This is a genomic window from Gillisia sp. JM1 (genome assembly GCF_000424645.1).
Classification (GTDB): Bacteria; Bacteroidota; Bacteroidia; order Flavobacteriales; family Flavobacteriaceae; genus Gillisia.
This window is the reverse complement of the sequence record NZ_KE384218.1, coordinates 1,306,385-1,320,608: the sequence shown is the minus strand read 5'-3', so window position 1 is coordinate 1,320,608 and position 14,224 is coordinate 1,306,385. Positions and strand designations below refer to the sequence as shown.

The following is a 14,224-nucleotide window of genomic DNA, read 5'->3' as shown; positions in this document are numbered from 1 at the left end:
AAGACTCAATGAAACAAAACTAATGTCAGTCTGAGCCTGACGAAGACTCAATGTGACAAAACTAATGTCAAACTGAGATCCATAATAAAAAAAATCTAGCGTAGTAAATTGACGTATGATGGTTCTCAGCAGATTTATTGTTTTAAGAACTTCTTTTTTGCAGTGTAGTGCTTCCCCAGCGTAAAATTTTCGAAGCCCTGCCCGTCCGCTCAGGCGGGTTTTTGGTTCGTTTTGATTGCTTCCGACGAGTGAAGCGAGAGGAAAGCATAGCGAAAAAAATGAACAATCTCAAATATTAAACAAATCATTACCGACCAAAGGGAGTGTAATCCAGATTCTTGGAATTACGTCAATGGTAGCATGTCGAATACTCAATGTGAAAGAACTAAATGTCCAGCTGAGACCCGTGATAAAAAATCATCTAGTGTAGGAAATTGACGTATGAAAGATGCTGAAACGAGTTCAGCATGACGGCAATTAAAAAAGTATCGTCACCCTGAATTAGTTTCAGGGTCTCTTATCTGGGGCAATGAAAAATACGGCAATGGTAGTGTTAGCTTATTTCCATTTGAAAAGCACATTTTAGTCTGAGCATGTCGAAGACTCAATGTGACAATTACAAAAAATGTCATTCCATCCTGAAAGCTTTCTGGAGAGGAATCTCTTTAGGGTCTAGAGATTCTTCACTCCATTGCATTTCGTTCAGAATGACAATATCAAAATTGAAAAGCACATTTTAGTCTGAGCATGTCGAAGACTCAATGTGACAGAATCAAATTTTAAAAAACCAATCTCGATCTGTCGCAGTAATTATCAGGATTAATGAAAGTGCAAAGACACAATAAAAAAGGCTTCTGAAAAATCAGAAGCCTTTTTACTTTTATCTCAAAAAAACAAGAATTATTTCAATTCAAACGCCACTGTAACTTGTGCGTTTATTTCCATTTCTCCCGGCGCAATAGTTTCTTGTTCTGCAGAATCTGAGCTCATTTTCATTTCGTTCATTCTATACATAGGCGGAAAATTATTGGTTTGAACTTCACTAATGCTAATAGCCTTCCCTATAGATTGATCTAGAGCTGAAGCATATTCTGAAGCTTTATTTTTAGCATTTAAAACTGCCTTTTTTCTAGCTTCAGTCATATATTTCTCCATTTCAGAAGATTTGAACTGTACCCCATCAATCCTGTTTAAACCAGCTTTTAGCAAGCCACTCATGATCTTCTCGTAATTCTTTAAATTATCTAGTTTAATAGAAATAGCCTGATTTGCTACGTAACTATAGGTCTTATTGTCGTAATTATAGTTTTTGTTCAAATTCACATAATCGGTTTGAATGTTTTTTTCCGGCACCCCTTCAGATTTCAAATATTTGATAACCGCATCTACCACAGCATCATTTTGTTTTTTTACCTCTTGAGGGTTATCACCATCATGCTCTATTCGAGATTTTATAACCACCTCATCTGGAATTACTTTCACTATCCCTTCACCATTAACTGTAACAGCTGGAGTAATGTTATTGATCTGTTGTGCCTGAACCGCAAAGGTTCCCAAGGCAGCAAATAATATTAAAATTGATTTCATATTTTTAAAGCTTTAGATTTCTATAGACATTACAAGAAGAATACCACATTATATCTTTCCTGCTTTTTGAAGAACGAACAAAATTAAAATAGGGATTGCAAGAAGAATTACCATTAGTAAATGTTGCTCAAAGATCCACGGAGCAAGCACCAAGGTTAATACAAAACCTCCTACTGCACCACCAAAATGAGCATCGTGCCCAATATTACCAAGTCGCTTTTTCATCCCGTAAATAGTATATAGCAGGTAACCTATCCCGAAAACATAAGCTGGAACCGGGATAATAAAAAATAAACCTAACATCATATTTGGCCTTAAGAGAATTGCCGAATACAGGATTCCCATTACCGCGCCACTAGCACCTACAGCCGTATAATTGAGATCATTTTTATGGAAGAAATAACTAAGTAGATTTCCTAAGATCAAACTTGCCAAATACACAATTATAAAACCAATGGACCCAAGATAATTAATCACCACATTAGCAAAAAAATAAAGGGTAAGCATATTCACAAATAAATGAGAGGTATCTACATGTAAAAATCCAGAACTAAAGATCTGGTATTTCGCTCCGGCTTTAATATCGCCAACATTAAATTTATATTTTTCAAAAAAGGCTCGGTCTTTAAAACCTTTAAATGAAATTAAAACATTTACCGCAATGATAAAAATAGTTATCAAGCTTAAATCTCCCATAGATACTTACGTTTAGTGCCAAATATACCATATATTTGCCTAAATTTTTTGTTGATGCAGCGATTAGTTTTTTGGTTAGTCTACCCTTTTCTTTGGATAATTTCTAAATTCCCATTCTGGCTTTTTTATAAGGTTTCAGACCTCGTATTTTTTATCGTTTTTTATTTAGTTGGTTACAGAAGAAAAACTGTGATCAGTAATTTGAAACTGGCCTTACCTAATAGATCTAAAAAAGAGTATAAAGAGATTAGTAAAGGATCTTTCAAGCATATGTGTGATATGTTCCTTGAGATGGTAAAAAGTATTTCTATTCCAAATAATGAGTTAAAAAGGCGGTATACCTTTACGAATATTGATGAGATCCGGAGAATACGAGATCTAAATAAAAGTATCATCCTTATATGTGGGCATTATGCAAGTTACGAATGGGTAAATGCGTTACAACTTTATGGATTAGACTATAGAGGATATGGAATCTATAAAAAGGTGCAAAATCCATATTTCGACAAGATGGCTAAAGATATTCGCCAACGTTTTGATGGGGAACTAATCACATCTTCTCAAGCTAGCAAAACTATAAAAAGCAATCAGGACAAAGGAATTTTAGGAGTTTACGCCATAGTAGCCGATCAATCTCCAAAACTGGGACAAGCAAAAACTTGGACTAAATTTATGGACGTCACTGTTCCTATTTATATGGGATCGGAAAAATTAGCTTCAAATTTAGATATGGCGGTAATGTATCTTCATGTGGAAAAGAAAAAAAGAGGATTTTATGAAGCTACCTTTATTCCAATAACCGATAAAGCCGGACAAGAACCTCCCTTTAAGATCACCAATAAATTTCTAACAGAACTGGAAAAACAAATTAAAGAAAAGCCAGAACATTATCTTTGGACACATAAAAGATGGAAACATAAAGATGCTCCCATCCCAGATGGTGCCACAATTTTTCCTAGAAACTAAGCCACTAACGCTTTAATTTCTTCTATCATTTTTTGTGCTAGAGAATCTGCTTCAGCCTGAGATTTTGCTTCAGTATAAATTCTAATTATTGGTTCAGTATTAGATTTTCTTAGATGTACCCAATTTTCAGCAAAATCTATTTTCACACCATCTACCGTAGAAATTTCTTCAGATGAATGGTTGTTTTTTACACTTTCAAGAATAGCATCTACATCCAATTCTGGAGTTAACTCAATTTTATTCTTACTCATGTAATACATCGGGTAGCTTTTCTTTATTTCAGAAACAGTCATTTTCTTTTCTGCTAAATAAGTTAAGAACAAAGCAACTCCAACTAAACTATCACGCCCATAATGAGATTCGGGGTAGATGATTCCGCCATTACCTTCACCTCCAATTACGGCATCGCTCTCTTTCATTAACTCCACAACATTCACTTCTCCAACTGCACTTGCTCTATAGGTATTCCCGTGTTTATTGGTGAGATCCCTAAGAGCTCGAGAGGAAGATAAATTACTCACCGTATCACCAGGAGTTTTACCGAGAACATAATCTGCGCAGGCAACCAAGGTGTATTCTTCACCAAACATTTCCCCTTTTTCGTCTATAAAGGCCAATCTATCTACATCTGGATCTACTACGACCCCCAGATCTGCCTTTTCTTTTGCAACTAACTTACAAATATCTCCCAAGTGTTCCTTTAAAGGTTCCGGATTATGAGGAAAATGCCCGTTAGGCTCACAATATAGTTCTATTACCTCTACTCCCATTTTTTTGAGAAGAGCAGGAATAGCAATACCTCCAGTAGAATTCACTGCATCCACAACTACTTTAAATTTAGCTTTCTTTACGAGCTCAGCATCCACAAGCTTCAGTTTAAGAACCTCTTCAATATGTCTATCTATATAATCGTCTACAATCGTAATCGTTCCTAGATCATCTACCTCCGAAAACACGAAATCTTCTTTATCGGCGTAATTTAAAATCTTAATTCCTTCTGCTCCGTTCAAAAACTCCCCTTTATTATTCAGGAGCTTTAAAGCGTTCCATTGTTTAGGATTATGACTTGCAGTAAGAATAATCCCGCCATCTGCCTTTTCTAAAGGAACAGCTATCTCCAAGGTAGGTGTAGTAGAAAGACCGAGATCTATAACATCTATTCCCAAGCCTACCAACGTATTCATCACCAGCTGCTGGATCATAGATCCCGAAATTCGTGCATCACGGCCAATTACAACCTTTAATTTTGGTTTTGTATTTTCATTTTTAAGCCAGGTACCATAAGCGGCTGCAAATTTTACTGCATCTAAAGGAGTTAGATTTTCTGATGGCTTCCCTCCTATTGTTCCTCTAATTCCTGAAATTGATTTTATTAAACTCATATTATTTTTTATTAAGTGTCTTCTGAAGTAACCTCTTAGTAGGTTATTTTATTTGAAAAGTAAATTTTAGCAAATATACATGGCTAGATAGGTCTTCCCCAAATGTTAACATAAATTAAACAGGAATTCGCTTTAATCCCTCATTGAGGGTTTAACCCGCCTGACCGGCTGGGCAGATTCCCCGTCCCGATAATTATTGGGGTACCTCGAAATATTTTATAGAATTTTCCTTTATATATCTTGTGGGCTTGCCCCAAGATTCTTGATTTACTACCTTGTGGTGATGAATTATCTCGCACATATTTACCTTTCGCAGGAGATCAAAGAATTAACAATAGGAAACTTTATTGCAGACTCTATTAAAGGAAATAAATTTCAGCATTTCCCTGAAAAAATAAAAGATGGAATTATTTTGCATCGGGCATTAGATACTTTTACAGATAAGCATCCAACCGTAAGAAAAAGTACGCATAGATTATTTGACGCCTATGGGCATTACAGTGCGGTAATTATTGATATTTTATACGATCATTTTTTGGCAAAGAACTGGGAAGACTATTCTGAAGTTCCACTATTTGATTACACTCAAAATTTTTATAATTTACTGAAAGATAATTATGAAATCTTACCATTAAGAGTGCAGCAGTTCTTGCCATATATGATCCAAGATAATTGGTTATATAATTATGCAACAATAGAAGGAATTGGGAAAATTCTTTATCAAATGGATCAGCGAACAAAAAATAGATCAAAAATGCAATTTGCGACTAAAGAATTGCAAATATATTATCCTCTTTTTGAAGCTGAATTCACTGCCTTTTTCAATGAAATAATAAAATATTCTTCTGCTGAAATTCAGAAATTAAATTACACCTAAACCTATGAGAAAATCCATTTTACTTATCATATTCAGTTTGTTCTTGGCTTGCAAATCTGCTCCGCCAACTATTTCTGAAAACATTTCAGCGCCTGAAGTTGGATTGATAACAGAGAATGCAATGGTTGTATCGGCAAGAGCTGAAGCTTCTCAAATTGCTTCAGATATCATGAAGCAGGGAGGAAATGCTTTTGATGCGATGGTTGCTACAGAAATGGCACTTGCTGTAAGCTATCCCTTTGCCGGAAGTTTAGGTGGCGGCGGATTTATGGTTTATAGAAAAGCTAATGGAGAAATAGGAAGTCTGGATTTTCGAGAAAAAGCACCGCTTGCGGCTTCTAAGGATATGTATTTAGATGAAAACGGAAATGCAATTTCAGAAAAAAGTCAGTTAGGTAGTTTAGCTATAGGAGTTCCAGGTACAGTTGCGGGAATTTTCTCTGTTCACGAAAAACTAGGTTCCCTTCCAATAGAAACCATTTTAGCTCCTGTTATCGCACTGGCAAAAAAAGGATATGTAGTATCTGAAGGCCAGGCGAAAAGTTTTAATAGCCATCAAGAACTTTTTGGACAGGTTAATAAGACATCGACTTTATATACCCAAAGCTTCAAAGCAGGTGATACTGTTAAAAATTTAGCACTCGCAAAAACGCTTCAGAAGTTAGCAGATAATGGGAGAAGTGAATATTATGGAGGAGAGACCGGGGAAATACTAGTCGATTTTATTCAGGATAATGGTGGGATTATCACTTTAGAAGATTTAAAATCTTACGAAACTGTTTGGAGAAAGCCAATCACTTTTAATTATAAGAATTTAAGAGTTATTTCTATGGCTCCACCTTCCAGTGGAGGGGTTGCATTGGCACAGATCCTAAAAACTTTAGAAAAATTCCCCCTTCAAGAATTTGGTCATAATAGTTTAAAAACAATTCAAGTTATTACAGAAGCCGAAAGACGGGCTTATGCAGATAGAAGTTATTATTTGGGTGATCCAGATTTTTATGATGTTCCAGTTGAGAAGTTGACGAGTGATAGCTATCTGGATGTACGTATGGAAAATTTCAGTTTTGATAAAGCAACACCTTCAAATAGTTTAAAACACGGTACGATTCCAGGCTACGAAAGTTTAGAAACCACCCATTACTCTATTGTAGATCAATTTGGAAATGCGATCGCTGTTACTTCAACTTTAAATGGAGCTTATGGCTCTAAACTATATGTAGAGGAATTAGGATTTTTTCTGAATAACGAAATGGACGATTTTAGTGCAAAGGCTGGAGTACCCAATATGTTCGGACTTATTGGTGCTGAAGCAAATTCTATTGCTCCAGAAAAAAGAATGTTAAGCTCTATGACTCCAACAATAGTAGAAAAAGACGGCAAATTTTGGATGAGTGTTGGAACGCCAGGAGGTTCAACAATTATCACTTCAGTTTTACAAACTATTTTAAATGTATCAGAATTTGGAATGAATATGCAAGAGGCAGTAAATGCTCCAAGATTTCACCATCAATGGCTGCCTGATGAAATTAGGTTTGAACCAAACTCTTTCAATAAAGAAATGCTTCAAACTTTAGAAGAAAAGGGATACATAATAAATGAGAAAGATTCACATATTTTGGGTAAAGTAGATGCTATATTGAAGTTGCCAAATGGAAAACTGGAAGGCGGGGCGGATAAAAGGGGGGATGATACGGCAATAGGGTTTTAGGCTTCAAATAATCCTAAAGACAAGCCCTAACATTTTTTTTACTTCAAGAAAATTACTGCCATATTGAAATAAACCAAAAGGAAATAAGAAGGTGAAGAAATAAACGGGGGTAATATTTATATGCTTCAATTAGATAAAAAAATTAATCAGAACATAAATAAAATGGATTAGTATCCTCATTAGAAAGAAAAACAAAGCCAAATTCAATTGCATACTCCCTCCTAAAACAAAGTGCTTCTAATGGAATGTAATGTTCTACACCTTCTCTAATCGTAAATTCTATGAGTAAAGAATTACTTACTAAATTATAATACTGCATGGCATTTTCTTCCTCACCTCTTTTGGGAGCCATTAAAATTATCTTGGAATCTTTACCTCTATTATAGTAACTGCTAAATATTCCAAGGTGTAATTCCCAACAGGTAATAACAATTTATGACCATTAGAAGTATTCCATGTATCTATGAACTCGTCATTATTAGTATCCAATCCCAAAGGATCTATTTCTACCTCATGAACCAGTTTTGCTATTTCCACAAAAACAATGAGGGTAAACGGGGGTTATCTTTAGATTTATTTCATATTAGTTTACACGAGTCCTTATTTAATTTATACTCAATTTTAGGTATTAAAAAACCCGAAACTAGAAGTTTCGGGTTTTAAATAAGTATATTTCTGAATTTAATTCACATTGTACCAAGTACCGTCAATCAATTCTACTTCTTGCCAGCCTCCTCTATCTTTTTTGTATAACCATTTATCTTTTTTTCTTAAAACAGTTAAACCAGCAATAGTATAATATTCACCATTGATATAGGTTGGCTCTGGGTTTGTAGGTTCAGGATTAGTTGGCTCCGGTTCTGTTGGGGTTGGTTCTGGTTCTGTTGGTGGTGGAGATACAGTACCACCTCCGCCAGTTTCTCCTGGATACATACTGTCAATTCCCGCCTTATCATCCGTAGAAAGTCCGCTTCTTTGAGCTGAATAAGTACTACCATCTAGTTTAACAATAGTTGACTGCCCATTGTTGGAAAAAGAATAAGAACTATACATCATTATAGAACCAAAATCTAGAGTTGATGTAAATTCATCTCCATCGTAACCACTTTCTTCATAAGTTCGGAAATTGTGTTCTGCTCCTGATGCAATATTTTCAAAATTGATAGTTACATAACTATCTCTATCTACTCTGCTCTGCTCGTGCCATAGCCCCACAGCATGACCTATCTCGTGAATAGTATTACCCGTAGAACAACCACTTGCAAGCGTAATATTTTGTCTTCCTCCTACCATTCCTACACAAGAAGAACATCCAGAACCTGGTGTGAAATAAACATAATTAGATTCTCCAGAACGTTGCACAAATTTAACTGCGGTATTGGCTTCCCAATGTGAAATTGCATCTGTAACTCTAGCCTGATCTGGCAACAAGGCATCTATCTCATAAAAAACGATATTATCTGGCCAATAACTTGAAGTTCTTCCAACACTCTTTTGCTGTGATGGTTGTTCTCCTTTATTATAAACTAATTTTATTGGATTATCTGTAATCATATCATTAAAGAATATAATATCTCCTTGATACACTAGACTTCCATTAATGTTTTGTATAGGAATTTTCTTACCTGCGAATAGACATTATCTACTTTCCCTGATTCGCCAGGAAATGCCAATTCAATATTATCAAATGAGATCTGAGAATTATCGCTTTCCGTTTCTATTTCAAGCTCATTGATTGGCTCGTCACTGCAAGACATTGATAAAACTGCAGGCAGTAAATAAATTAAATTACGTTTTTTAATGGGGTATATTTTCAATTAAAAACTATACAAAACTTATGGGGAGATGCTGTAGTAGTTATCTCTCAATTTTATTAATCGAAAAAAATAAGGGTGTAATAGAAAAGGCTGTGAATTGTTATTCGAGTTGATTTTAATGTGAGAAGTTATTCTACAGTTGGTAAACACTTCTACACAGGTGGTTAAAAACTGATACCCGAAAACTAAAAGTTCTCAGGCATCAATTTTAATTTAGGCATAAAACCAATAACCATTAGAAAGTCTCACGGCTATCCACCCGTAAGTTGTATAGTAATACCACGAGTCACTATATCTTAATACAGTAACGCCGCTAATAGTATAATACTCTCCATTAATATAGTTTGGTTCGGTAGTTCCTCCATTATCTCCACTAGGATACATGGCGTTTATACCGGTTTTATCTCCAGAAGAAAGCGCGTTTCTCTGTGTACTATAAGTACTCCCATCTAATTTTACAATAGTCGGTTGTCCATTATTAGAGAACGAATAAGAACTGTATAACATTATAGATCCAAAGTCTAAATTTGAAGTAAACTCAGCTCCATCATATCCACTCTCTTCGTAAGTATTAAAATTATGTTCTCTCCCACTTTGAATATTAGAATAATTGATCTTGATATGATTACTACGATCTACTCTACTCTGCTCATGCCATAAACCTACAGCATGTCCAATCTCATGAATAGTATTCCCTGTAGAACATCCACTGGCAAGAGTAATATTTTGCCTACCACCTATCATTCCTATATAAGAAGAACATCCAGAACCTGGTGTAAAGTAAATATAATTGGATTGTGAAGTTCTTTGAACAAACTTAAGGGAGGTATTGGCTTCCCAGTGTTTAATAGCATCTATAGCCCTATTCATATCTGGAAGATTACTATCTATGGAATAATATACTGTATTATCAGGCCATCTGGCTGATGTTCTGCCTACACTTTTTTGTTGAGAAGGCACTTCTCCTTTTTCGTAAACTAATTTTACATCTTGTGATGTAATCATATCATTTGAGAAGATAATATCTCCTTCGTAAACATAATCACCATCTATTTCTTCTACCGTAATTTTCTGGCCGGCAAAATAAACTTCAGATAGCATACCAAAGTCCTCTGGATATGCCATTTCAACGTTTGCAGATAATTCTTTAATTTCATTTAATTGCTTTTCTGTGTTTGGGGTGATTTCATCTTTACTACAAGACAGAATAGCTAAAGCCGGCAGTAAATACAATAAATTTGATCTCTTCATAAATCGGGGTTTTAAAATTTAAATGAACAAGTTCTTTTTATTAAATAATTCTTGTTCTGGTTATTAACAAATTATTATGAGTTTGTATTTATTCAAAGTTCGTTCCAAAAAAAACATCATCACTTCATAAATATTTAAACATCAGATATTTATAATTACAAATAATTTTATTATTTATATCTCTTAATGATATTAATTATTTATTTCCAACAAATTTTAGTAAAAATTTATGGATTCAATTTCTTTTTTAGAATCGAACACCAAATAACAACTCATGAGGGGGGAGATATGAGTGTTTCTTATTAACAATCGCTAAAATACATAAAAAGACGTTAAACGGTATTTTATTTTTAACTTTTTTTTAACTTTAACATTTGAAACAAAAGAAAAGCTGCCCGAAATAAATCGGACAGCCTCTTCTATTAACACCTCTAATTATTATTAAAACAACTATTGGTGATCAATAAAACTAACTCAGCGAAATCGTCATCCCCCCGGTTGACAAACCCACTAGAGCTAATTTTTACAATTATCTAGCACATACATTTACCTTAATTCTAATAGAATAAGTTGCTGCCGGATCAAAATCGAATGCAGTTGTTTGAATTCCGGAGTTACCACCGTCGGGTGCAGATAATCCTTCCGCGCACTTCGTTACACTAGTAGATACTCCCTCAGGTTGCAACTCTATTTCATAATCACTGATATATAAATTTAGGCCCGGGCTAACACTCACGTTAACTTTTCCATCAACAACTATTATAGATCCTTGACCAATAGTTGCATCTCCTGCCAAAATATCAATAAAATCACCTACTGAAACATCCGATAAAGTGCCATCTGTAGCTCCCATTGTACAACCGCTTCGTGCAGAAATAGTACATGCGTTAGATGATTCTCCACAATTAGGGTCTGGATTAAATTTACAGCCAGCATTTTCATCGCCATCAAGAATATCATCATTATCGTCATCAGGATCACATGAATCTCCTAAACCATCGTTATCAAAATCTGCCTGATTTGGATTTGAAGTACTTGGACAATTATCCACTCCATTTAAAACCCCATCATTGTCGCAATCGTCATCAGGATTTGCAGGATCACATTCATTTCCACCATTTCCTCCACCAGGAATAGTACCATCACCATCAAGAGCACCCTCACATTCACCAACTTTTAAGTGTAAATATTCGTTAGTTGTTCCATCATCATTTAATAGTTCATTAACCATATTCCAAGATAAAGCAACTGGTACTGGTGTATTATCTATATCACCATAACTGTTAGTCCAATCTTGTGGATAAATAACTAAGTACAAATAAGGATCATCATTATCTAAGTTTGCTGGAGGACCAGGAATAACTAAACATAGTGGATCTGCAAAATACTCATCATTAGTAACCCCAGTTGTTGCCATTGCATTAGGATTAGTGTTACTGTATAACTGAATGCCGTCAGCATCAGTTCCAAAATAAAGATCGATTGCATAGTCTGCTACCCAGTGTCTTCCATCCTCGTTACAATAATTAACAAATAAACACAACGGATAGATTGTTTTAGGAACAATGTCAAAGAATACATATCCATATTCATTTACCACTCTTCTATCAAAACATAATACTTCAATGTCAAAATATGGTTTTGTGCCTGGGAATACTTCAAATAGTTTAGGCAAAGCATCGTCTACATAGCCATCAAATTCAGCATCATCTCCCTTAGGAGCTATCCATATTAAATTTCCATTAACCGCGCTGTAAAAAGCATCACTAGCAACAGAAGTATCTCCATCGTATACCATAAAGCTAGTTACGGTAACCACTGTAGAACCATCAGACGCAACAGGAATTTTTAAATCTTCAGAGTATTCTGTAAAATAACCAGAAGCATCTGATAAGATATCTACTGTGGTTGAGTAATCTGAACCTCCATAAGAAAATTCAATAACGGCAACCGCAGGTTCTGCATCTGCACATATAGGAACTTGAGCAAAATGTCCTTTTTGCATGGATCTATTAGCAAGATCATTAAGCAGTGCACCAAAAGTTATAGTAGTAAATTGAGAATTTGTATCGTCAAGAGGACCTTCTACTTTCTCTGTACTACAACTGGCAAACAGTAGCATTATAATCGCTACCATCGCGTATATATTCGTATATTTTTTCATCTTTAAAATTTTAAATTAATGTGTTGAGTAATATTTCAATTAAATAAACCACTCGATTAAGATTAACCGAGTGGTTATTTATTAAAACTTTTTATTAGTCATTTCCACCATCTTTACAAGCTTCGTCGCCATGGATTACAATGTAGAAATCGTCATCACCATCCCAATCGAAAGTAAAAGAATCTCCATCATTTACTTCAACATCACGATTGTTATTATAACTACCCGGTGCTTGTAATGTTCCTTCTCCTGGTACAGTCTCAGAAATATTTACGTGAAGAGTACCAAGATCATTGTTAGCATTTTCAAAGTCAAATGTAACCGTAATCTCATCAGTTAACTGATTGTAAGTAATGGTTACATCACCAATATCAGTATTGCTATTAAGGTTATACTGAGTGCTTGCTCCTGCGTAAATATCAAGAGTTTTAGTAGTCACATCACCTGTTGCAATAAAATTGTAGATGAATCCCCAACGGGTTGGACCATTTTGCAACTCATTAAACTGAATTGCATTAACGTCTGTAGCACTACCCACAAAAACAGTTTCGTCACAATCATCTCCGTTGCCATTATCACATCCATCACCAACGCCGTTTATACAGTCATCAATGTCATCACAAACACCATCTCCGTCTAAATCTCCTCCATTATCGGTACAATCGTCTCCACCGCCTGGACATCCATCACCAACACCGTTTATGCAATCATCAATGTCATCACAAACACCATCTCCGTCAATATCACCTCCGTTAGAAGCACAATCGTCTCCACCACCTGGGGTATCATCACATCCTATAAATACATGGATATATTCATTTGTTTCTCCATCTGTATTCAATAATGCGTTTACATCATTCCAACTTAAACCTTCTTCGGCTAATGGAGTGTTATTTACATCTCCGTAATTTCCAGTCCAATCTTTTGGTGTAATCACGTAAAATAAATAATCTTGAGAATCTAAGAAACCTTCTGGCTTATCTGGTACTACTACACATAATGGGTTAGCAAAATAGTTTCCGTTTGCGAGGCCTGTAGTTGGCATTGCATTAGCATCACCGCTAGTATATAATTGGATTCTACCTGTACCATCGTCGTAATAAAGATCTAAAGTATAATCCCCAACAAAGTGTCTTTCTCCTACACATAAGTTAGCAAAGAAACAAAGTGGGTAAATTTTACCTGGTACCAGATCAAAGAATGGATAACCATATTCATTTACATCTCTTCTATCAAAACATAAAACTTCTACATCTATATATGGCTTAGTTCCTGCATACACATCAACATCAAATGGTAGTGGCTTAGTTATATACCCTGCAAAATCTCCTGGTGCTATTGGTGCTACCCAGATTAAATTGTCACTTGAATCGTAAACTCTAAATCCCTTTAAAGTGACTTTTGTAAATTCTGTACCTTGAGCAACAGGAATTTTCAATAGCTCATTATATTCGGTGAAATAACCATCAGAATCTTCTGAAATTCCAACTTCCACAACTTTATCTCCACCACTTCCAGGATAAGAAAAAGTTACCATAGCCATATCAGGCTCAGCATCTGAACAAGTTGGTACTTGACTAAAATGATCTTTGTTCATTGACCTATTTGCCAAATTATCTAGCAATGCTCCAAATGTGAGCTCTGCAGAATTTTTAGCATCTGGTGATGTATCTACAGCAGTTTCTTCTGTGGTACATGAAGTAAAGAGCAAAGCGACAAACGCAAAAATGCTCCAATAATAATTGATAGTTTTCATAATTAAATAGTTTAGAT

At 35.1% G+C, this 14,224-nt stretch carries 12 protein-coding genes; 3 read left to right on the top strand and 9 right to left on the bottom strand.

The window, feature by feature from the left end:
* Positions 1-900: 900 nt before the first annotated feature.
* Both H033_RS0109175 and H033_RS0109170 read right to left on the bottom strand, forming a co-directional pair.
* On the bottom strand, positions 901-1,587 hold the full coding sequence (locus H033_RS0109175) for an SIMPL domain-containing protein (protein WP_026838052.1): 687 nt from the start codon (positions 1,585-1,587) through the stop codon (positions 901-903).
* Between the two features lie 48 nt (positions 1,588-1,635).
* Positions 1,636-2,283 (bottom strand): rhomboid family intramembrane serine protease, encoded by a 648-nt coding sequence (locus tag H033_RS0109170; protein WP_026838051.1) that lies wholly within the window; start codon positions 2,281-2,283, stop codon positions 1,636-1,638.
* A 54-nt stretch (positions 2,284-2,337) separates the two neighbouring features.
* Here H033_RS0109170 and H033_RS0109165 point away from each other — a divergent pair, with 54 nt between their 5' ends.
* Positions 2,338-3,249, top strand: a complete 912-nt coding sequence (locus H033_RS0109165; RefSeq protein ID WP_026838050.1) for a lysophospholipid acyltransferase family protein — start codon at positions 2,338-2,340, stop codon at positions 3,247-3,249.
* Here H033_RS0109165 and glmM read toward each other — a convergent pair.
* Positions 3,246-4,631, bottom strand: coding sequence for a phosphoglucosamine mutase (gene glmM / locus H033_RS0109160; protein WP_026838049.1), 1,386 nt, complete (start codon positions 4,629-4,631; stop codon positions 3,246-3,248). The two genes, H033_RS0109165 and glmM, sit on opposite strands and share 4 nt — an antisense overlap.
* 283 nt (positions 4,632-4,914) lie before the next feature.
* On the opposite strand from glmM, the gene H033_RS0109155 reads away from it, so the two are divergent.
* Together H033_RS0109155 and ggt are read left to right on the top strand one after the other, a co-directional pair.
* On the top strand, positions 4,915-5,508 hold the full coding sequence (locus H033_RS0109155; RefSeq protein ID WP_026838048.1) for an ACP phosphodiesterase: 594 nt from the start codon (positions 4,915-4,917) through the stop codon (positions 5,506-5,508).
* A gap of 4 nt (positions 5,509-5,512) precedes the next feature.
* Complete coding sequence (gene ggt, locus H033_RS0109150) at positions 5,513-7,219, top strand: gamma-glutamyltransferase (RefSeq protein WP_026838047.1); 1,707 nt, start codon at positions 5,513-5,515, stop codon at positions 7,217-7,219.
* A gap of 142 nt (positions 7,220-7,361) precedes the next feature.
* Here ggt and H033_RS0109145 read toward each other — a convergent pair whose 3' ends face one another.
* The 6 genes from H033_RS0109145 to H033_RS0109120 all read right to left on the bottom strand — a co-directional run bounded on the left by H033_RS0109145 (position 7,362) and on the right by H033_RS0109120 (position 14,207).
* Positions 7,362-7,571 carry a hypothetical protein gene (locus H033_RS0109145; protein WP_026838046.1) on the bottom strand — a complete coding sequence of 70 codons (210 nt, stop codon included), beginning with the start codon at positions 7,569-7,571 and terminating at the stop codon, positions 7,362-7,364.
* A gap of 5 nt (positions 7,572-7,576) precedes the next feature.
* Positions 7,577-7,756: a hypothetical protein gene (locus tag H033_RS0109140; protein ID WP_026838045.1), complete on the bottom strand. Its 180-nt coding sequence runs from the start codon at positions 7,754-7,756 to the stop codon at positions 7,577-7,579.
* 144 nt (positions 7,757-7,900) lie between these two features.
* Positions 7,901-8,806: a M12 family metallopeptidase gene (locus H033_RS19885; protein WP_231367583.1), complete on the bottom strand. Its 906-nt coding sequence runs from the start codon at positions 8,804-8,806 to the stop codon at positions 7,901-7,903.
* 443 nt (positions 8,807-9,249) lie between these two features.
* Positions 9,250-10,287 carry a M12 family metallopeptidase gene (locus H033_RS0109130; RefSeq protein WP_026838044.1) on the bottom strand — a complete coding sequence of 346 codons (1,038 nt, stop codon included), beginning with the start codon at positions 10,285-10,287 and terminating at the stop codon, positions 9,250-9,252.
* 529 nt (positions 10,288-10,816) lie between these two features.
* A complete protein-coding gene (locus H033_RS0109125) occupies positions 10,817-12,451 on the bottom strand; it encodes a thrombospondin type 3 repeat-containing protein (RefSeq protein WP_155827759.1) in 1,635 nt (544 codons plus the stop codon).
* Between the two features lie 94 nt (positions 12,452-12,545).
* Positions 12,546-14,207, bottom strand: a complete 1,662-nt coding sequence (locus H033_RS0109120; protein ID WP_026838042.1) for a hypothetical protein — start codon at positions 14,205-14,207, stop codon at positions 12,546-12,548.
* Positions 14,208-14,224 lie beyond the last annotated feature (17 nt).